The organism is Deinococcus sp. JMULE3, from assembly GCF_013337115.1.
Taxonomy (GTDB): domain Bacteria; phylum Deinococcota; class Deinococci; order Deinococcales; family Deinococcaceae; genus Deinococcus.
In genome coordinates this window covers 320,523-340,306 of the sequence record NZ_SGWE01000005.1, presented here as the reverse complement: position 1 = coordinate 340,306, position 19,784 = coordinate 320,523, and the positions used below count along the sequence as shown (strand labels likewise).

Here is a 19,784-nt window from a genome sequence, read left to right as displayed (position 1 = left end):
GGGGAAGCAGCGTGAAGAGTGATTCGAAGGCGTGCGCTTCCTCGCGGGTCCACAGCGCGCCGGGGCTGACGGTGCCCAGAAGCGTGGCGGCCTGGTCACGTTTCCCGGTGCGGCGTGCCAGTTCGGCCCGGACGATCACGGCCCGCTGCGCGTCCTCGGTGTCCAGCGGGCCGGATCGTGCGAGGTGGGCCTCGGCGGCCCGCACGTCCGGCACGTCCAGGCTGGCGAGGGTGGCGGCGACGTCCACGTTCACCCACGACTGCCCGGCCTCGCGGTCGCTGCGGGTGGTGGTGGCGGCGCCGCGCAGCGTTTCGAGCGCCTGCATGTGCCGTCCCGCAAGCCGCTGGGTGTACCCCAGGCCGCGCAGGGCCTGCCGCAGGTCGTCCTCGTCCCGGCTGGCGCTGGCGGCCTGCCGGTACAGCGACTCCGCGCGGGCCCACTCGCCCAGGGCGCGCCGGGCGGCGGCCTGCCCGGACAGTGCCCGGCTGCGGTAGGTGGATTTCAGCGCGGCGACCTGCATGAAGTACGCCTCGGCTTCCGCGAAGCGGCCCAGGCGCAGGCAGACGACGCCCATGTTGTTCAGCAGCATCGCCCGGTGGGTGGTGGAGATCACCAGCTTCAGCGCGTCGGTGTAGGCCAGCATGGCACCCGGTTCGTTCCCCGCGCGGCTGCGCAGGCCGCCCAGGTCGAGCAGGATCAGGCCGCGGGTCCAGCCGCCCTCACTGGCGTCCAGCGCCTCCCGGAACGTTCCTTCCCAGTCACTGCCGGGGTCGAGGCGGTTCTGGGCGAAGCCTTTTATCCGCAGGGCCAGGCCCAGCTCGCGGGTCGTGAGGTGCTCACGGTCTCGTAGGGCCGTCTCGGCGGCCTGGAGGGCACCGGGGAAGTCCTCCTGCTGCGTCAGCGCCCAGGCCAGATGCGCGAACAGGAACCCGTCCCGGTGCCCGGCGGCCTGCGCCTCGTTGATCAGGGTCACGACGTCGGCGGGTGTCCGTGCATTCCCAGTCAGGCGGATCTTGAGGCGCAGGCCGTGAACGCTGAGACTTCCGCCAGGACCTCGCGGCAGCGCGGCCGGGGCGTGGTGCTCCACGTGCTCCAGGAGGGTCAGCAGCCCGGCGGGGTCCTGCCCCTCGTTCAGGGCGCGTTCGATGGTCCCGACGGCCTCGTCGGGGCGGGCTGACTCCACGAGAGCCAGGACGGACGACTGCCACGTTTCCCACGGGACGGCTGAAGGGGAACGGCGGGGGGATGACACGGGCGTCAGAGTAGCGCCGCGCGCCGTGGGACGTCGATCCTGGGACAGTGGTGTCTCACTCCAGGGAGGGCGATCCGGGCGGAAATGCTGTCCTGGAGGCGCCTGACCTGGGCGGCGGGCCGGTTGGGTTCGTGCGGCGCGGTTCGTGGCTTCAGGCGCCGCCTTACGCACCTCGTCAAAAAACGTTGTCCAGCACGCAGGAAATGCGGCTTGCTCACAGGAGGGCCAGGAAGGCCCCTCCAATGACTTCTGAGGGGTACAGGAGGGGGTCATTCGTCGTGCGTGCTGGTGGGGGGAGGCGTCGCCGGGCACGGGCGCGTCGTCCCGTCTTCACACTAAGTCCGATTAGTACTAACATATCGTCACCCGTGATCATTGAGGCCCACCCTTGACCCTCGACCGCACCAGCGACACCCTCGCCCTGGTCAACCTGACCGATCAGGCCCTGCGGGTCCGCGCCGTCGAGGCCGCCAGCACCTACGACACTGACACCCTGGTGCAGGTCACGCTGGCGTACATGACTGCCGGGAGCCTCAAGGGCGCGCGGACCAGCGGCAAGACCCTCGCGGCGTACGCGCTGGCCGTGCGGGACTTCGTGCCGTGGGCGCAGGGCAGCGGCGTGCAACTGCTGCGCCCCGGTCGGCGGGACGGGGGCCGGTACGTCGCGCACCTCCAGACACGCCCGTCACGCGGGCGCGGGAAACGCGGGACGCTGTCGGCCGCGACGGTCGCGCAGTACGTCGCGGGCGCGCGGGCGCTGTACCGCGCGCTGCGCTGGGCGGGCGCGACCGAGGCGCAACCCTTCGAGGACGCGCACGTGCCGCCCGACCCGACGCCGGGCATCGTGAAGAACCCGCCGTACATGCGGGAGATCGACGAGGTCCTGGCGCACTGCGACGCCCGGCTGGGGGCGCTGCTGCTGCTGTGCGCGCACGCCGGGCTGCGCGTCACCGAGGCGCTGAACGTCCGCGTGACCGACCTGCACGGCGCGCAGCTGACCGTGGCCGGCAAGGGGGGCCGGACCCGCCGCGTGCCCCTGGGACGCCGGGTGCGCGCGGCCCTGCACGGCCTCCCCCCGGTCACGGCGGACGGCGGGCTGTTCGACTGGTCGTACCATCACGCGCAGTACCGCATGCGTCAGGCGTTCGCCGCCGCCGGTCACGGACACGCGTGGCGCGGCTTCCACGCGGCCCGGAAGCACTCGGGGACGCGCCTGTACCGCGCCACGAAGGACTTCACGCGCGTCGGGCTGTTTCTCGGGCACGCGTCGGTGGACACCACGCGCCGCTACGTGGCCCTGGAGGAGAACGACGTGCAGAACGAGGTCGAGGACTTCTGATGAGTCGGTGCGGCGGGGCCCGCTCCACCCCCACGGATAGATCCGGGGGCACTGCGGCCCTTTTGGTAGGCTACGGGCCGTGCGAGGCCAGAGGCGTGGACAGCGCGGCGGTGCCCCCCGGCAGCCGGTCCGTTCGGGGACGGCGTGACGCCGCTGCCGCCACCGCTTGGGCAGTGGGCGGCCGGGACGCCGCTGGAACCCGCTGCGGCGTGGTCGTGGCGTCGCCCCCCGGCCGCGTGGCTGGAGGTGCTGGGCAGCGGGGGGCGGGGCGTGCCGCAGCGGGCCGCGATCCTGCATGACCTGGGCTGGGCGGCGCTGCTGAGCGGGGACGTCGCGGCGGCCGCCGGGCAGTTCGAGGAAGGCATGGGGCTGGTCCGCGCGCAGCGCGCGGCGCGGCCCTGGCGTGGGCGGCTGCTGGTGGGCCTGGCGACCGTGGACCGCGTGCAGGGCGCGTTCGAGGCGTCCCTGAGCCGGGCGCGCGAGGCGCTGGGCGGGCAGCTGGAGGACGCCGCGGCGTTCGGGGCGCACCTGACGCTGGCGACCACGACGCGGATGATGGGTGACGCCCTGGTGTCGGTCCGGCATCACTACGCGGCGCTGCGCTACGCCCCGCCGGACGCGCGGGCGGACGTGCAGGCGCTGCTGGACCTGGTGCATCCGGGGTCGGGACGTCCCGACGAGGGCACGCTGTCACCGGGCGTGCAGTTGCGCCTCGCGCTGCAGGACGCCGAGTCGGTGCTGCGCGCGGGGTTGGGGGCGGGGCTGCTGCCGGACGTGACCGGCTTTCCGTTCGAGGTGCTCGACGAGTCCCGCAGCGTGCCGCATGTGCGCGCGGCGCTGGGCTGGCCGGACCCGGCCGTCACGCCGGACGCGGCGCGGCTCGTGACGCGCGGGCGGCTGGGTGTGCAGCGTGGACTGACGTTCGTGCCGATGCGCGGCGAGGGCCGCAGCCTCGCGCTGCTCGCGTACCTGATCGAGCGGGGCAGCGCGCCGTGGCCGCTCGTGGCGGACGCCGTCCTCGGGGAGGGCACGCCGGGGGCGCTGTACGGCCAGGTGCGTTACCACGTCTCGCGCCTGCGGAGCCTGCTGGGCGACTCGGGCGCGGTGCGCCTGCGGGGCGGGCGACTGTCGCTGGGGCCGCAGTGGGCCTGGTCCACGGACCTGCGCGAAGCGGGACCGTGCCTGCTGGACGGCCCGCTCGACTGGCTGGAGGACGAGACGTGATCAGCGGGCGAGATCCGTGACCCACGCGCCGTAGAGGTCACTGAACGGGGCGGGTCCGGGGTCGTCCAGGTCGGTGGTGATCACCCAGTCGGGGTCGAGGGTGACGGTGCGCCGCCGGGTGACGGTCAGGGTATCGCTGCCGGTCAGGTCATGCAGGTCGCTGATGGCCGCGCGGATGCGGGCCGGGCCGCGCCTGTCCCCGGCGCGCAGGTCCAGCAGCGCGGCGGCCAGCGTGTCGAGCGTGGCCGGACCCTCGCGGCGCAGGTACGCGACGACCGCCAGACCCAGGGGCCGCGCGCCGGGCAGCGGGGCGCCGCACAGCCGCGCGCCGGGCTCGCCGCGCGACGTGACGTGCAGCGTGCAGGGCTGCCGCGCGGCGGGGGTCGGCAGGATCAGTCCAGCGGCGCGGCCGTGGGCGTACAGGTCACCCAGGACCGGGGCCTCGTCGAGCAGGACGTACGGTTCGTTCGCGTCCAGCGCCGCGTGCAGGACCGCCAGCGCGACCTCCCCTTCCCCGGCGCGCAGATGGTCCTGCGCGAGGTGCAGCCGGGCGCGCCAGCCGTCGTACGGCGCGGTCAGGGGCGCGAGGCGCTGCAGGGCGTCGCGGGCCACCGCGGCGTTCGGGCCACCCAGGTCGATCAGGGCGAGGTACAGCGCCTCGGTGTCCCGCGCGGCGCCGTCCCCGGCGAGACTCAGGGCGCGTTCCTGGGCGGCGCGGGCGGCAGCGTCCTGACCGGCGAGGCGCAGGGTGGTGGCCAGGACGTTCCAGGCGTACGTACCGGCGCGGTCGTCCCCGGCGAGGCGCGTGGCCTGCCGGGCGCGCTGCAGGGCGAGGTCGAACTGCCCGGACGCGCGGGCGTGCAGGGCCAGGGCGCAGCGGAAATTGTGGGTGCGCCAGCGGACCGTCTCGATCCGGCTGGCGCGCGTCAGGGCGTATCCCTCCTGCAGGGCGTCGAGCGCGTGATCGAGGTGCCCGCGGCGCAGGTACGTCCAGCCGAGGTTGTACAGCGTGGTGACCCGCTCCTCTGGCAGGATGGCGTGCGCGAGGGCCTGATGGTACAGCCGGAACCCCTCGTCGAAGCGCTGGTCACGCATCAGCATGACCGCCCAGTCGATGTACACGGCGCTGCGCTGCCGCGGGTACAGCGTCTCGGCCAGGTGCGCGGCCCGTTCGATCTCCGGGTACGCCTCCCCGGTCCGGCGCAGCGAGTGCAGGGCGTACGCCCGCTGCCGCGCGTGATTCAGTTCCTCCACGACGGGCCGCGCGTCCAGGAAATCCAGAGCCGCCTGGTACCGCCCGCCCAACAGCAGCGCGTGCGCGTCGAGGTACTGCTGAAAGTCGCTCATGACCGGAGCATGATGCCGCGTCCCCGGCGTGCCGGGGGACGCAAACCAGAACGCCCCCCGGCGGGGGGGACGCCTGGGCGGCGCGCATCACGCGGCGGCGGGAGCCAGGGTGGGGACAGAGTTGGTCTGTGGAGCCACGGTGCCGTCGTCGCGGGCGTGGGCGTGGGCGGTCAGGGCGAGCAGCGTCAGGATGATGCGCAGAGCGGACATACAGGCCTCCAGACGGAACCGCCGGGTGAATGAACCGGGGTCCGTACCTGCATGCACGCGGCCACGCGAAACCCGCCCGGGTCAGCTCGCGGGTGGGGACCGACCGCTGCTGAAGGTCACCGGCGAGCGAGCCCGGCAGATGGCGCCTTCACACCTCGGAATATTTGGACTTGCCTTTTTACCTGTATCTGGATCTGATTCAAATACCGTACTCACAGGACGGGTCAGTCCGGCGCACGCGCCAGGCAACACGTCGAGGAGAACACTCATGAAGAAACTGCTCATCGGGACCATGACCATCAGTTGCGCCCTGCTCGCCTCCTGCGACTTCAAGGGAGCGCCCACCACACCCGCCGCCACCACCGGCACCGTCAACGGCGTGCGCGTCGTGAACGACACCACCTACCAGGTCGGCTTCACGCCCCTGAGCGACACCAGCATCGTCACCAACGGCAAGCTGGACAGCGCGACCGTCAAGACCATCAGCGCCGGGAGCGCCACGGCCCGCGTGTGCGGTCAGGTACAGGTGCAGGACACCATCACCGCCGCGATCAGCCTCGACAGCACCGGCAGCATGGCCGACAACGACCCGAACCTCCTGCGCCGCGACGCCGCCAAACGCTTCGTCTCGCGCATGAGCAGCCAGGACCGCGCCGCTGTCCTCTCCTTCGATTTTGACACCACGCCCAACGCAAACCTGGGCGTCTCCTACCTGTGGCAGGACTTCACGGGCGACAAGACCCTCCTGAACACGGGCATCGACAACGCCACCTTCGCGGGCGGGGGCACCCCGCTGTACGGCGCGATCGTGGATGGCAGCACCCTCGTCAAGGCCAGCGGCGGCACCAACGGCTCCCTGCTGATCCTGACCGACGGCGAGGACAACGCCTACATCGATCAGTACCAGCAGGCCATCGACACCGCGCGCGCCAACGGCACCAAGGTGTACGCCATCGGCCTGGACGCCCGCGGCAACCTCGACTTCAGCGCCCTGGAGGACATCGCCACCGCCACCGGCGGCCTGTTCCAGAAGGCGAACGACGCCGCCGCCCTCGACGGGTTCTTCGACCGCATGTACAACGCCTTCCGCGCCCAGGGTTGCGTGGAACTCGTGTTCACGCAGAAACCAGCCACCGGAACCGAGGTCACCGGCACGCTGAACATCGTCGTCAGCGCCCCCGACCGCAAGGCGGCCACCGTCGAGGTGCCCTTCACGTTCACCGTCCGCTGACCCCCGCCTGAACCCCCGGTCCGGCCGCCACCGCAGGGGCGGCCGGACACTGTCCATCGCAGAAGCGATCCACGGCGGCGTGCCCGGCAACTGAACTGGCGCGCCCCACCCCGGATCCCTCTTCACCCCATAGGAATCCCGACATGAAACGAACCGCCCTGATCCTCACCCTGACCGCCGCCCTCACCGCCTGCCAGCAGCCGGGCACCACCACGCCCACCGGGCCCGTGAAGATCAGCGTGACCGGGCCGACCGTCATCGCCACGAACTCGTTCCCGCCCCTGACCGTGACCGTCACGAACGCCGACGGCACGCCCAGCACCGCGCCCGTCACGTTCACGTCCAGCGACCCGACCACCGTCGACGTGGACGCCCAGGGCCGCATGAAGGCCCTGCGCCTGAGCATGGCGCCCGTCACCGTCACCGCGACCGCCGCCGGGCAGAGCGCCGCCCTGACCGTCACCACCTACGGCCTGGAAATCGCCACGGGCACCGACCGCGCTGGCGACGGCACCTTCCAGGACTTCCTGTACTACCGCTACCGGGCCAGAACGCCCCTCGACGGCACCGCGAAACTGAGTATCACCACACCCACCCGCAAGCTCGACCTGACCGACGACATCACCGGCGGGTTCATGGACGGCGCCATCAACGAACCGCTCTCACCGGACGACACCCGCAAGTACACGGTCATGGCCAGCGTGAACGGCGACCTCACGTACGACGGGGCCACCTCGCAACCCGGCGCGCGGGTCGGCGTGCCCGGTACGGTCAGCGCCCAGGTCAGCGGACGCACCCTGACGGTCAGCGGCACCCTGCCCGGCGACGTGAAAGCGGTCCGCACCGCGCTGTTCGACAGCACGGTCATCCACCACAACGCCTACGGCGCCACGCTGCCGAACACGTCCGCCGTGCCCGCCAGTGTCCCCACCGGCACATACCACGTCGGTGTGTACACCTACAACTTCCCGGTCCGGACTGACCGGGAACCGCTGCCCACCACGGTCGCCCGCGCGTACAAGTACGCCAACACCGTCAACCTCCACTGAATGTCTGCCAAGACGACACACTCGGAGCGAGGCGCGGCGGCTGAGCTCGACACTGTGCAGATCCCGTGCACCCGCAACCAGCCGTAGGGGATGGCGTGACGAATGCGCCCGGCGCGTGACCGGCCCATGAGCCAGTTCCCGTCTCCCCCACCCCTTTCAGCGGAGGTGACGGTCACGGCGGGTGACCGCCCAGCGGCGCTGGACGCCCTGCTCAGGGCGGGTCGATCGGCGCTCGCGCGGGCGTTCGGGCCGGGAGCCCAGGCGCTCGTGGACGGCGTGCCGCCCTACCTGCTGCAGGTGAGTCGGGTGCTGCGTGACGCCGCCGGACCGGACGGGCACACGCTGCGCGCCGTGCTGACCCTGCCGTACGGCGTGCTGGAACGCGCGTCGCTCCGGGACCGTCCGGAACTCACGGGCCGGGCGGTGCAGCTGGGCGCCGCTGCCGTGCAGGACGGCGCGGGCGTGCTCGCCTGCGAGGCGCTGGGTCGCGCCCTGACCGACGTGGGCTTCACGGTCGACGCGGCGCCGGGCGTGGGCGGGCACGACACGCAGGTCAGTGTGTGGGCGCAGGTCCGCCCGGCGACGGGCGCCGCCACGTCTGCCGCGACAGCCGCCGCGACGGCCCGCGTGAAGGTCACGCTGAACGGTCGGCCCGCCGTGAGCCGCAGCGCGACCGGCTGCGGCCCGACCCCGCAGGTGGCGGCGCGGAGCGCCGTGACGCACGCGGCGCTCAGCTGCGCGCACCCTCTCGTTCTCGCCCTCCTGGAGTGCCCATGACCGACCCCACGCCCTACCTGACCGTCACCCTGACCGACCTGCCACAGGTGCCCGACGGCACGCTGATCCTCGTGTCCGGCACGTACACCCGCACCCTGACCGGCGCCACGCTGCGCGGCGCGGCCGGGCACCTCGACCTGACCGGCGAACCGTTCGACTGGAGTCCCCGCCACGGCACCCCGCTGGAGGTGTGGGGGCAACTCTGGAACGGGCGGGCAGCGCGCCTGATCGTCCACAACGCCCGCGTGCCCGGCGACGTCCGGCGCCGCCCCCGCATCAGCCCCACCGCCCTGACCGGCGCGCCCCTGAACGTCACGGCGCGGGTGCAGCGGGTCGGCGCGGACCTCCTGGCCGTCACGCCGGACCGGCACACGTACCTGCTGCGCGGCGCGGACCTCCCGGACGGGTACCATCACCTGACCGGCACGCTGACCAGTGACGCGCCGCCCGTCCTGCACGTCACCGGGCATCACGACCTGAGCCGCGCCATGCTGCCCCCCACCGAACTCGACCTGGACTGACCTGAACCGAACGGACCCGCAAGGCGCCCGAGCCTCGTACCGGGCCAGTTCAGGAGGGCAACTTCAGGGAGCAGTCTGGCAGCGGACCTGCTCGGCGTCCGGGGCGATCACGACCGGGCAGCGCCGCCCGTCGGGCCAGACCAGTTCGCCGGTCAGGGTGTCCGGCGCGGCGCGCAGCAGGCCCGTCCCGAAGCCGTTCAGGTCCACCTGCTCACCCCCGGTCAGGATCAGGGTCGCGCCGGTCGCGTCGTCCCCAGCGGCCGTCTGGAAGTCCACGAAGCGCTGACGGGTGAAGTTCTCCGTCCAGTCGACCAACAGCGCCCGGTCGGCGGTGCCCCCCACGAGCAGCACGGCCTGTTTCACGCCGACCTCCAGGGGCAGGCGGGTCACGTCCACGCTGATCGCCACGGCCTGGCCGGACGGGGCGGAGAACACCAGTTCACCCCGCGCGTCCGTGCGGCCCCTGAACTGCCCGCCGGCGTACACCGCGAGGTTCGGCACGCCCGTGCGCAGCAGGACGTACGTGTCGGTGCCCGGCGCGGCGCTGGCGTACACGCGGTCCGCCGCGAACACCACGCTGCCCTGCGCGCTGGCGCCCAGCTGACCGTCGGTGCCGCCGCTGACGGTCACGTTCACCGGACCGTCCGACTGCGTGTAAGACGCGAACGCGGCGCCGCCCGCGTACGACACGCTGGCGCGGCGGCCCGGCGCGAACAGGTACGAGGCGTTCACGCTGCGCTCCCCGGTGGTGGACACCGCCCCGGCCACGCTCAGGCGGCTGTCGGGCGTGAAGCCCACGTTCAGCCGCGCCTGACGCACGTTCGGTCCGGCCGCGCCGCTCAGGGTGGCGGTCAGCTGCGGCGTCAGGCGGCCCGTGACGGACGCGCGGCCCGACCAGCCCTGCACGCCGTTCACGCTGGCACCCACCGACGCCGATCCGCCGGTGAACGCGTAGCCCAGCGTGGCCTCGGCCGCACCGGACGCCCAGCGGTTCAGTGGCGCCTGCGCCAAGAGCCCCAGCGACCACGCCCCGCGCGCCACGCGGTAGTTCGCCAGGGCCACCCACGGGTCCGGCGCCGCCTGCGTGTACTGCACGCCGCCACTGAGCACGTACTCGCCGCGCACGCCGGACGTGACCAGCAGCGCCCGCACGCGTGAATCGCCGGTCCGCACGCTGGCATCCGCGTCCAGCGTCACGGACGGGGTCACGCCGAACGTGACGCGGCCACCCGCGTACGGCTCGCCGTCGAGCTGCCCGACCTCCGCCGCGGCCCGCACGCCACCGGGGGGCAGCAGCGCCGCCGGGAACTCGTACTCCACCGTCACTTCCCGCGTGCCCGCCGCGTCCTTCACGACGGCCCGCACCGCGCCCCGCGCGCCCAGCAGCGGGATGTCCGTGAAACGCTGCCGACCCGCGTCCAGCGTCCACACGCCCAGCAGCTGCGCGTCACTGAACAGCTGCACCTCCGCCGGGAGGGGCAGGTCCACGCTCAGCGCCGGAAGGTACCGCACGCCACCCCCGACCGTTTCCGCCTGCACGCCCCGGAACGCCCCGCTCCGCCCACCCGTGAGCGGCTGCGCGTTCCACACGCCCTGCACGTACGTGTCCCGCGTCGGCTGGTAGCGAACACCGCCGCCCACCTGGGCGTCCCGGTCCCGCGCGGCACTCACGTCCAGACGAGCACTCAGCGGACCGCGCGACCCGGTCAGGCCCACCGTGCCCCCCGCCGTGACCTGCCCGTCCGGCGCGCGGGACACGGTCAGGTCATACGCGACCGCCCCGACCGGCAGGCCCACGCCCACGCCCGCCACGTCGGGCCGCGTCACCGCCTGCGACCGGCGGGGCAGCAGGTCCAGGTTCGGCGTGACCGTCAGCACCTGCGCCTCCAGGTCCAGGCGCACCTGCAGGTCCGGTCGCAACAACACCAGTTCGCCTTCCGGGCAGGTCACGCGCTCCTGAACGTACCCGTCCTCACCGCCACGCAGGGCCGCCGGGTCCAGCCACACCCGCCCGTCCGGCGTCTGCCGCAGCAGCGTCACGCCGCGGCCCGCGCCGCCCACCTGCACGTCCACCAGCGACTCAGGCGCGGCGCACACGCCCTCCTGCGCCGACGCCACGCCGGTCAGCAGCGCCCCCAGCAACGCCCAGCGCGCCGCGCGGGTCACGTCAGGGGACATTCACGTTCACGCGCGTGACCTTCTGATCCGCGTCCTGCCCGGTCAGCACCAGTCCCGACACGCCCGCGAGTTCCGCCGGGAGCGTCACGATCATCGTCGAGCCCGGCAGCACGTACTGGTTCCCCAGGTCCGCGCGCCGCTCACCGGCCACCACCTGCATCTGCCGCAGCACCGCGTACCCCGACCCCACGTTCCGGAACACCAGCTGCACCCGGCCGTCCACCCGCTGCGCCGTCACGCTCAGCGCCGGGCGCGCGTCCGGTTTCTCCACGAAAACCGGCAGGCTGAACACGTACCGCGGCGTCACGCTCGACCGTCCCTCGGTCGCCGCCTCGGGCTGCAGTTCCTGACGCAACACCAGTCGGTACGTCACGGACGACACCTTCGGCGTGCTCCGCAGCGCGATCCTCACCACCTGCGCCTTCCCGGGCGCCACCTTGAACCGCATGGGACTCACCAGCGCGTCCCGCGCGGGCGTCAGCACCTCCTTGCCGTCCTTCTGCGTCCACAGCATGACCTCCGCCGTGAACTCCACCGGCTTCTCCTCGGAATTCGTGACCGTCGTGAACGTCGAGAGCGACTCGGCCGGATTCACCGACATCGTCACCGGACTGAGCACGAACCCCGCCGCTGCGGCCCCCCCGACCCCAACCAGGGCCGCCACGACCGCCAGCACCGCCAACACCTGTTTCCTCATGAGCGAAAAATCCCTTCCCTTGCCCGGACCGGGCCAAATGAATCGTCTCGTGTTTCAGAACGTGAACGTCAGCGTCAACGTGTCGCTGTACGCCCCGCTGACCACACCCCACTGCCCCGCCGGGACCGTCACCCCGAACGTCACGCCGTTCAGGTTCCCCTGCACGACCAGGCGGTCCGCGCCGGTCACCGTGTACCGCAGTTTCGACGTGCCGCGCCGCATGAAGCCCGTGAAGACCCCCGACGCGGACACGGTGCCGCCATCGCTGGACAGCGTCACGCGCGCCCCGTTGCAGTTCCCGGTCGTCTTGACTGCCACCGTCCCCAGCAGCGGCGTCAGGATCGGGTACGACCCGAGCGCCGTGCCCTCCGCGCTGGCCACCGTGCAGGTCGAACCGGACGGCCCGGCTCCGGCTGCCCACCCCGACAGCAGCGCGCCCAGCAGCAACGCCCGCCAGGCGCCGCGCACGTCAGGCCGCACCGGGAAGCGGGCGACCTGACCAGAAACGCAACGTGACGTCATCCCGGTTCAGAACTCCACGGTGAAGGTCACCGTACCGGCATACTGCCCGGACGGCGCATTGAACTGGGGCGTGGTGGGCCAGCCAGCCCGGATTTTCGTCGGGTAGACCTGAGCGCCGTTGAACTGCGACGCAGTGTCGTTCAACACGTACGTCGAGGGGTGCACCATCCAGACGCGACTGTCGAGCGTTCCTGGGCCAGTACTACGGTTCAGGGTGGTGGTCAGTGCCGTGCCGTAATTCAGGGCGACGTCATTCCCATTGAGTTTGCGGGTGGGAGCCGAGGAGCCACGGTTGCAGTACACGTCAATGGTTACTTCACCAAAGAAGTTCGTGCCGTACGAAGCTGTTGCCTCGTAGTCATCCATGTTGATCTTGGGATTCTGGTTGGCAGGGGCGATGACGCAGGCGCGGTTCACCTGCGCGCCGACCTGCACCGTCTGGGAAAGTCCGGCGGCCTGGGCGGGCAGCAGGAGCAGCGGAAAGAGCAGAAGGTATCTACGCATGTCAGTTCCTCATGAGGCGGGTGATCTTGCCCCTGAACTGCTGTGCCGACAGCCCGCACCGCCAAGAGGGGCGGACGCGGGCCGTCAGGTCACGATGGTTTAGAAGGTGACTTTGATTTCCAGGTTGGCGACGTACCCGGTGGTGCTGGTGGTCACGTCCCACTGCTCCGCATCAGCGGAAACCTCGACGGTGAAGGTCGTATCGGTACCGCCAACATCGTTGAGGCCGCCATCGCTATCAATTTCATATTCAGCATCCAGACCGCTCGTTCCGAAGGTCAGGGCGCCAGTTTGAGGGGTCTCGAGGGTAGGCACCGTGCCGCGGTTGCAGCTGAACGTCGCCGTGGCGTTGGTGGCGTTCGTGATGCCGTTGATGGCGTCGTAAGTGAACGAACCGTCGGTCACGCCAGCCACCTGGCAGGCGTTGACGACGTTGGCCGTCACCTGCACAGTCTGCGTGAGGCTGGCGGCGCTGGCGGTGGTGGCGGTGAGGGCGGCGGCGATGAGCAGGAGTTTCTTCATGTGGTCCTTCCTTCGGTCAAGGGGACACTGCCCAGCTTCTCCCCGGAAGCTGTGACTGTGAGCGGTGACCCTGCGTCCTGACCTGTGCCTCGCACTGTATGAGGGTCGCCTGAAGGTGGTCAAACCCCCTCCCCTGGCGGCGCATTAAAGCGGGCGTTAAAGGGGCGGGGGCGGGTTTTAACGCGACAGTGGCGGGCGTGAAATGGGGCGCTCGTTTGAGGCAACTGGCGGGCGTGAAAGTCCTTACCATCGGAGTGTCTTGGCATCGAATGACCTCACACCACTGGAGATGAACGTGACGTTAACGGTACTCGGCGCGACGCGGCTATGTCGGGAAGCGACAGCCGTCCCCGCATCACGCAAATCACTGATGCTGCTCACCTACCTCACGCTGACCGGGCGGCCGCAGCACCGCTCGGCGGTCGCGCGGCTGCTGTGGCCCCAGTCGGACGGCCTGCAGAACCTGCGGGTGGAACTGACCATGCTGCGCCGCCAGGGGACCGAGGTGGCCCCGCCGAAGGCGCCGCTGCTGCACGCGGTCCTCCCGACCGACCTGGACGCCTGGGAGGCCGACTGGCACGCGCCGCTCGACGGGTGGCTGGCGCGGGCGCAGTTGCCGCTGACCGGCCTGGACGACCCGGCGCTGCCGGAGTGGACGGCGTGGCTGACCGATCAGCGGGCGGCGCTGCTGGACCGCGTCCGGCAGGCACTCGCGACCCGCGCGGAACTCTCGGCGGGACGCGCGGACAACCTCGGTCTGATCCGGGCGTGCGCCCAGCGGCTGAACGTCACGCTGCCCGAGCGGCCCGTCCCGCCAGGCGCGGTCGGGTCACTGCTGAACCGCGCCGGGCAGGTCCCGCAGGTGCTGCTGCAGGTGGGCCGACCGGGCAGCGGTCGCCTGCGGACCGTTCAGGAGGCGCTGCAGTCGGGCGGCTGGACGCCCGTGACCGTGTCGGGCGCCGCGTCGAGCGCGCACCTGCTGGCGTCCCTGGTGCTGCAGGTGCGGCCCCTGCTGTCCGGTGACGCGCAGGACCACGCCGATCGCGTCCTGGCCGGTGCCAGCGACCCGGAGCAGGATCTGGTGCGGCTCAGTCCGCTGCTCGCGCGGCTGGGGCGCCCCGTGGCGTTCGTGATCCGGAACGCCGAGCGGCTCGACGGGCGCAGCGTGCGCCTGCTGTCGTTCCTGCTGAACTGGCCCGCAGCGCTCATGGTGGTGCTGATCTGCACGCCGCCCGCCGCGCCGCACCTGCGGCGACAGCTGGAGGCGCTGGGTGTCGGGGACCGGCTGCTGGTGCAGGACACGCCGCTGCCTGCCCCGCAGGACCTCGCGCCGCTGCTGCCACACGCCGCGCCGGGCGGAGCACTGGAACTGTGGCGGCAGTCCGAAGGATGGTGGCCGGCCGCGCGGGCCATCGCGCCGCACCTGAGCGCCTGGAACCGCCGGGTGCGCCTGCCGCCCGAACTGCGCGCCGGGCTGCTCGCCGAGGTCGAGTCGGCCCTGCCGGGCAGCGCGGACGCCCTGGCGCGGCTCGCGGCCCTGCCGGCACCGTTCACGGCGGCGGCGGCGACGGCGGCGCTGGGAGCGGACGCCGGGATCGTCCGGGAGGCGCTCAGGGAGGGCCTGCTGGTGTTCAGTCCCGAGCGGATCACCGTGACCCTGCCCGACCTCACCCCCGACCGTCCGGTGGACCGTGACCTGCCGGTGGCGTTCCGCAGTGAACTGCAGCGCGCGGCCTTGGCGGGACAGCTGAGTGCCGCCGACCGGCTGGCCCTGCGCGGGGGCCCGGCGCAGCCCACCGACCGGGCAGAGGTGACCGGCGCGTGGCACAGTGAGCTGCGCGCCGCGAGCGGAACCCAGGCGGCGGTCGGTGACGCGGCGCCGCGCGCGCTGGGCGGCGGGTACCACCTCGTGCGGGACGGGCAGGGCTTCAGCGTGGTGCGCCTGGGCGGACCGGGCGCGCCGCCCCGGCTGACCGTGCGCGCCGAGCCGCCCGGCGCGGGCCTGTACCGCTGGACGGCCGTCCTGCACGTGCAGTCCGACCGGGCGCAGGTGCCGGTCACCATCCGCACCCGGCCGCCGGGCGCGCTGCACGACGAGCGGATCGAGTGCCCGCAGGACACCTGGGTGGAATTCACGGGCCTGAGCGACGGGTCGCCCGTGGACCTCGAGTGCGCCGCGGCGAACCTCACGGTGACCGTCGCGCAGTTCACGTACCGCGCCGCGCTGGGCCTCCTGACACCCTCCGATTCGGCCAGCTGAGGCGCGCCCCTCCGGGGTCAGGGGGGGGTCGTCTTGCGGGACCGGGCGCGGCCCGCGCTGGTCTTCTCGCCGGTCCGGCGTGCCGGGCGGGCCTTTTCCGTCCAGGTGCCCTGGAGGATCGCGCTGGCCTGCGTGTCGTCCAGGTCGGCCGGGATGACCTGCGGGGGCAGGGGGACGCTCTGCCCGGCGCGGACGAGATGCGGTCCGCTGCCCGCGGCGCGCAGTCGCGTGCCGTCCAGGTGCGGGAGGGGGAGGTTCGGCGCGTCGCGGGACGCCCGGCGGATCGTCTGCGACAGCCCGTCGGTCCAGAAGCGCGTCAGGTACGCCACGCGGGTGGTTTTCCCGGCGGCGACGTCGTCCAGTCCGGCTTCCATGGTCGCGGTGAAGCCCTGCTGCGTGACGTCCGGCACCTGCCGCGCGAGGTACGTCGCGACGAGCAGGCCCACGGCCGTCACGGCGAGGTGCCGCCCCGACAGGCGGACGTAGTCGCGCGTCTGCAGGGTCGCGAGGGTCTGCGCGTACGTGCTGGGCCGCCCGATCCCGGCCTTCTCCATGGCCTGCACCAGGGTCGCCTCGGTGAAGCGGGTCGGGGCGGACGTCTTCTTGCCCTCGGGGGGACGGGCTTTGAGCGGGAACCGCTGCCCCGCCGCAAGGGCCGGGAGGCGCTGCTCGTCCTTCGGGTCGTCGTCCTGCAGGAGCTGCCGGAACCCCGCCTCCTTCAGGACGCGGCCCTGCGCGCCCAGGGTGGCGGCGCCGCAGGTGAGGGTCACGGCCGTCCTGTCGAACACGGCGTCGGTCATCTGGGACGCGACGGTGCGCTGGTAGATCAGGGTGTACACGTCCAGGTCGGCGCCGCTCAGGCCGGTCGCGGCGGGGGCGCGCCAGCTCGTCCCGGCGGGCCGGATCGCCTCGTGCGCCTCCTGCGCGCCGGGGTTGCGGGTCGCGTACTGCCGGGGCTGCGCGGGCACCGCCCCCGGACCGAACAGGCGCGTGGCCTCGCGGCGGGCCTCGGTCAGCGCCTCGTCGGACAGCGCCGGGGAGTCGGTGCGCATGTACGTGATGTACCCCCCCTCGTACAGGCGCTGGGCGGCGTCCATGACGCCCTTCGCGCTGAGGTTCAGCCGCCCCCCGGCCTGCTGCAGGGTGCTCGTGATGAAGGGCGGCGCGGGGCGCGTGCGGGTCTCGGTGACGTCCACGCTGGTGACAGTCGCCTCCCGCCCGTCCAGGTAGGCGCTCAGGGCGCTGGCCTGCCCGTCCGTCATCTCCAGGACCTGCACGCCGGCCTTCAGGGCGCCGTCCTGCGTGTAATCCCCGGAACGCGCGATGGGCAGTCCCTGCGGGTGCTCGCTGCTGCGCACCCGCGTGACGGTCGCCGTGAACTTCGGGCGGGTGAGGACGTCCGCGCGGATGGACCAGAACGTCGCGGGGCGGAAGCGCATGCGGGCCATCTCCCGCTGCGCGACCAGCATCAACGCCGCGCTCTGCACGCGCCCCGCGCTGAGTTTCCCGCCCACGCTGCCCCACAGCAGCGGACTGACGCCGTAGCCCACCAGCCGGTCGATGACCCGCCGGGCCTCCTGCGCCGCCACGAGGTGCAGGTCCAGCGGGCGGGTGGAGCGCAGCGCCGCCTGCAACGCCTCGCGCGTGATCTCGGTGAACACCATCCGGGTGGGCTGCTCGACCCCCAGCAGGCGGCTGAGGTGGTACGAGATCGCCTCGCCCTCGCGGTCCATGTCGGACGCGAACAGCACCCGGTCGGCCCTCGCCGCCAGCTGCCGCAACTCCCGCACGGTCGCCTGCTTCCCCGCAGGCACGACGTAGATCGGCGCGAACGTCTCCGGGTTCACGCCCAGGTTCGCCCACGGCTCGGCCCGGTACCGTTCGGGAATCTCCGCCTTCGAGCCCGGCAGGTCCCGCACGTGCCCCAGCGACGCCCGCACCACGAACCCCGCCCCGAGCAGCCCCGCGATCTTCCGGGCTTTCGCGGGGCTCTCGACAATCACCAGCGTCGCCATACCCGCCCAGAGTAGCGGGAGGCGAGACCCCCGGTCAGATCGGCACGAGCGGCGCGGCGACGCACGCTAGCCTGCGCAGCGTGACCCGCCCGCCACCCGACCTGATGACCCGCCTGCGCGCCCGCCTGCGCGGCGAGGTCAGCACCGAGATCCTCGACGCGTATCAGCGGGCCGGCGCGAGCATCCACCCCATGCTGGACGAGGCCGAATCCCGGCGGTTCATGCTGCGCGGCACCGGACGCTCGTGGTGGGATCAGCCCCGCCACGAGCAGCTCGCGACGCTGTGCCTGTGGAACGCGTTCATCCTGCAGACGCTCGCCGACACGCTCCTGGAAGCGGACGCGGCCGCCAACCCGGACACGGTGGGCTTCGCGCCGCGCGTCACGACCGATCAGGCCCGCGCATACTACGCGCAGGTCGCCACGTGGCTCGAACGGAGCGTCCTCGCGCAGCGGGACCCGGCGTACGACCCGCACGTCACCCTGCCGGTCAGCCTGCCGGACTGGTCCCCGGTCGAACCGTGCCCGACCGAGCACCTCGCGGCGCTCATGGCCGCCCTGGAACGGGCGCAGGCGCACCTGACCGGCGTGATGGTGGCCTTCGACGCGCAACCGGTCCTCCCGGCCCACGCGGCGCACGCCACGCGCCTGCGCGCCCTGTTCGAGGCCACCGAACTCGAAAGCCGCACGCTGAAACAGATGTACACCCCGGGCGCCTCGGCCGAACTGCACGAACTGATCGAGGACCGCACCCGCGACCTGATGGCCGACATCTACCGGCTCGGGCAGTGGCTGTCCATGCCGGTCCTGACGACCAGCGTCCCCGCCGCCGCACTCGGCGCGCCCCTGCCCGAACCGGCCCCCGAGCAGCCGCGCGTTCCACCGGCGCCCCCGGAAGCCGAACGGCCGGCCGCCACCCACCGCGCCTCCAGCCACCACGCAGCCACTGCGCCCCGCGAACCGCTGTGGGTCCGTGAACCGTGGTGCGCGTCCGACCCCCGCATCCGCGACCAGCTGAAACGCGACCCGCACGCCACGCGCGCCCTGGCACGCTTCTGGCAGGCACTCAGCGCGCCCGGCGACGCCCTGACCCTGCTGCGGGACGCCGAGACGCGCTGCGCCAGGGAGGGCGTGGACCTCGCCTACGCCACCCGGGCAGACGGCGAGGCCGTCGGGCACAGCGACGAACCCCCCTACGCCCCCATCTACCGCGCCGTGGAAGCATGCCAGATCGGCCGGGTGACCCTCAAACCCGGCGACGAATTCACCCTGCTGCGGCGCGGTTCCCACCTGCAGGTCGTCACCGGCCGCTTCGAATCCACCCCGGACCTCACCACCGACCCCCGGGAGCGCCCGTGACCGCCCCGTACCTGCACCCCGTGTCCCTGATCAGCGCGGCCCTGCTGATCACCGCGACCCTGCTGCTGCGCCGCCGCTCGGCCGCGGAACAGACCATGCCGTTCTTCAGCCTGGGCTGCGGCGGCATGTTCGCCGTCCTGCTGGCCGTTCCCGTCGTGTTCGGCGCGGCGTCCGCGTACACCGACCCCGGCCGAGAGGGCGTGATCAACGTCCTGCTCGCGCAGGTCACGACCCTGCCCCTGTACCTCGCCGCGCTGTTCGTCGCCGACAGCAGTCTCGCCCGGCGCGCGCGGGTCGCCCGCCCCCTCACGCGCTACCGACCCGCGCGCCTCGTCCGGGAGGGCGTCACCGCGCCCACCCGGCGCCCCCGCACCTGGATCACCGCGCTGCTGCTGTGCACGCTCATGTGCGCCGTGTTCGGCGTGCGCTTCGGAGAACACCTCCGCGCCCGGACCCTCGTCAGCGCCCAGCCCAGCGATGTCGGCCCCGTCACCGTCCTGAACGCCGAAGGCGCGCAGATCGGCCAGATCCCCAGCCGCGACCTCCTGCGCCCCGGCGAGATCGTCTGCCCCGCCATCACCATCCACTTCACCGCGCCCGACGGCACCGCCCTCCCCCTTCAGATCGAAACGAACAGCAACACGCCCCTCCTCCCCTCCTCCACCGGCAACATCATCGAGAACGCCTGGATCTGCGACGAGTACGCCGCCCACCCTCGCACCGCACCCCTCCCCGACAGCCTGCGCGCCACCTGGCAACAGACCCGGAAAGACTGAGT

The 19,784-nt window shown here is 72.5% G+C and carries 18 protein-coding genes; 9 read left to right on the top strand and 9 right to left on the bottom strand.

The window, feature by feature from the left end; genetic code table 11:
• Positions 1–1,183, bottom strand: a 1,183-nt coding sequence (locus EXW95_RS20305) for a tetratricopeptide repeat protein (protein WP_174369314.1), incomplete at its 3' end; no start/stop codon positions are given.
• 457 nt (positions 1,184–1,640) lie between these two features.
• Between EXW95_RS20305 and EXW95_RS20300 the strand changes: the two genes are divergently transcribed.
• Positions 1,641–2,591 (top strand): tyrosine-type recombinase/integrase, encoded by a 951-nt coding sequence (locus tag EXW95_RS20300; RefSeq protein ID WP_174369313.1) that lies wholly within the window; start codon positions 1,641–1,643, stop codon positions 2,589–2,591.
• Positions 2,592–2,735: 144 nt separating this feature from the next.
• Complete coding sequence (locus tag EXW95_RS20295; protein ID WP_174369312.1) at positions 2,736–3,815, top strand: hypothetical protein; 1,080 nt, start codon at positions 2,736–2,738, stop codon at positions 3,813–3,815.
• Here EXW95_RS20295 and EXW95_RS20290 read toward each other — a convergent pair whose 3' ends face one another.
• Positions 3,816–5,162, bottom strand: a complete 1,347-nt coding sequence (locus tag EXW95_RS20290) for a tetratricopeptide repeat protein (protein WP_174369311.1) — start codon at positions 5,160–5,162, stop codon at positions 3,816–3,818.
• Between the two features lie 87 nt (positions 5,163–5,249).
• Positions 5,250–5,372 (bottom strand): hypothetical protein, encoded by a 123-nt coding sequence (locus tag EXW95_RS21110; protein WP_256435105.1) that lies wholly within the window; start codon positions 5,370–5,372, stop codon positions 5,250–5,252.
• Between the two features lie 268 nt (positions 5,373–5,640).
• On the opposite strand from EXW95_RS21110, the gene EXW95_RS20285 reads away from it, so the two are divergent.
• The 4 genes from EXW95_RS20285 to EXW95_RS20270 all read left to right on the top strand — a co-directional run bounded on the left by EXW95_RS20285 (position 5,641) and on the right by EXW95_RS20270 (position 8,950).
• Complete coding sequence (locus EXW95_RS20285) at positions 5,641–6,603, top strand: VWA domain-containing protein (protein ID WP_174369310.1); 963 nt, start codon at positions 5,641–5,643, stop codon at positions 6,601–6,603.
• 143 nt (positions 6,604–6,746) lie between these two features.
• Positions 6,747–7,652: an Ig-like domain-containing protein gene (locus EXW95_RS20280; RefSeq protein WP_174369309.1), complete on the top strand. Its 906-nt coding sequence runs from the start codon at positions 6,747–6,749 to the stop codon at positions 7,650–7,652.
• 126 nt (positions 7,653–7,778) lie between these two features.
• On the top strand, positions 7,779–8,429 hold the full coding sequence (locus EXW95_RS20275) for a hypothetical protein (RefSeq protein ID WP_174369308.1): 651 nt from the start codon (positions 7,779–7,781) through the stop codon (positions 8,427–8,429).
• A complete protein-coding gene (locus EXW95_RS20270) occupies positions 8,426–8,950 on the top strand; it encodes a hypothetical protein (protein WP_174369307.1) in 525 nt (174 codons plus the stop codon). The genes EXW95_RS20275 and EXW95_RS20270 overlap by 4 nt, the downstream gene beginning before the upstream one ends.
• Before the next feature lie 63 nt (positions 8,951–9,013).
• Here EXW95_RS20270 and EXW95_RS20265 read toward each other — a convergent pair whose 3' ends face one another.
• The 5 genes from EXW95_RS20265 to EXW95_RS20245 all read right to left on the bottom strand — a co-directional run bounded on the left by EXW95_RS20265 (position 9,014) and on the right by EXW95_RS20245 (position 13,373).
• Positions 9,014–11,128: a hypothetical protein gene (locus EXW95_RS20265; protein ID WP_174369306.1), complete on the bottom strand. Its 2,115-nt coding sequence runs from the start codon at positions 11,126–11,128 to the stop codon at positions 9,014–9,016.
• A complete protein-coding gene (locus tag EXW95_RS20260) occupies positions 11,118–11,825 on the bottom strand; it encodes a molecular chaperone (protein ID WP_174369305.1) in 708 nt (235 codons plus the stop codon). Before EXW95_RS20260 ends, EXW95_RS20265 begins: the two co-directional genes overlap by 11 nt.
• A gap of 54 nt (positions 11,826–11,879) precedes the next feature.
• Positions 11,880–12,347, bottom strand: coding sequence for a hypothetical protein (locus tag EXW95_RS20255; protein WP_174369304.1), 468 nt, complete (start codon positions 12,345–12,347; stop codon positions 11,880–11,882).
• Between the two features lie 6 nt (positions 12,348–12,353).
• Entirely contained in the window at positions 12,354–12,851 is a 498-nt protein-coding gene (locus EXW95_RS20250) for a hypothetical protein (protein ID WP_174369303.1), read from the bottom strand.
• A gap of 99 nt (positions 12,852–12,950) precedes the next feature.
• The gene (locus EXW95_RS20245; RefSeq protein ID WP_174369302.1) at positions 12,951–13,373 is read right to left on the bottom strand and encodes a hypothetical protein; all 423 of its coding nucleotides are present in this window, start codon (positions 13,371–13,373) and stop codon (positions 12,951–12,953) included.
• Between the two features lie 370 nt (positions 13,374–13,743).
• Here EXW95_RS20245 and EXW95_RS20240 point away from each other — a divergent pair, with 370 nt between their 5' ends.
• Positions 13,744–15,633: a hypothetical protein gene (locus EXW95_RS20240; RefSeq protein ID WP_174369301.1), complete on the top strand. Its 1,890-nt coding sequence runs from the start codon at positions 13,744–13,746 to the stop codon at positions 15,631–15,633.
• Positions 15,634–15,650: 17 nt separating this feature from the next.
• Here EXW95_RS20240 and topA read toward each other — a convergent pair whose 3' ends face one another.
• Positions 15,651–17,648 carry a type I DNA topoisomerase gene (gene topA, locus EXW95_RS20235; protein WP_174369300.1) on the bottom strand — a complete coding sequence of 666 codons (1,998 nt, stop codon included), beginning with the start codon at positions 17,646–17,648 and terminating at the stop codon, positions 15,651–15,653.
• 80 nt (positions 17,649–17,728) lie between these two features.
• Between topA and EXW95_RS20230 the strand changes: the two genes are divergently transcribed.
• Both EXW95_RS20230 and EXW95_RS20225 read left to right on the top strand, forming a co-directional pair.
• On the top strand, positions 17,729–19,006 hold the full coding sequence (locus EXW95_RS20230; protein ID WP_174369299.1) for a hypothetical protein: 1,278 nt from the start codon (positions 17,729–17,731) through the stop codon (positions 19,004–19,006).
• Positions 19,003–19,782, top strand: coding sequence for a hypothetical protein (locus EXW95_RS20225; RefSeq protein ID WP_174369298.1), 780 nt, complete (start codon positions 19,003–19,005; stop codon positions 19,780–19,782). The genes EXW95_RS20230 and EXW95_RS20225 overlap by 4 nt, the downstream gene beginning before the upstream one ends.
• Positions 19,783–19,784 lie beyond the last annotated feature (2 nt).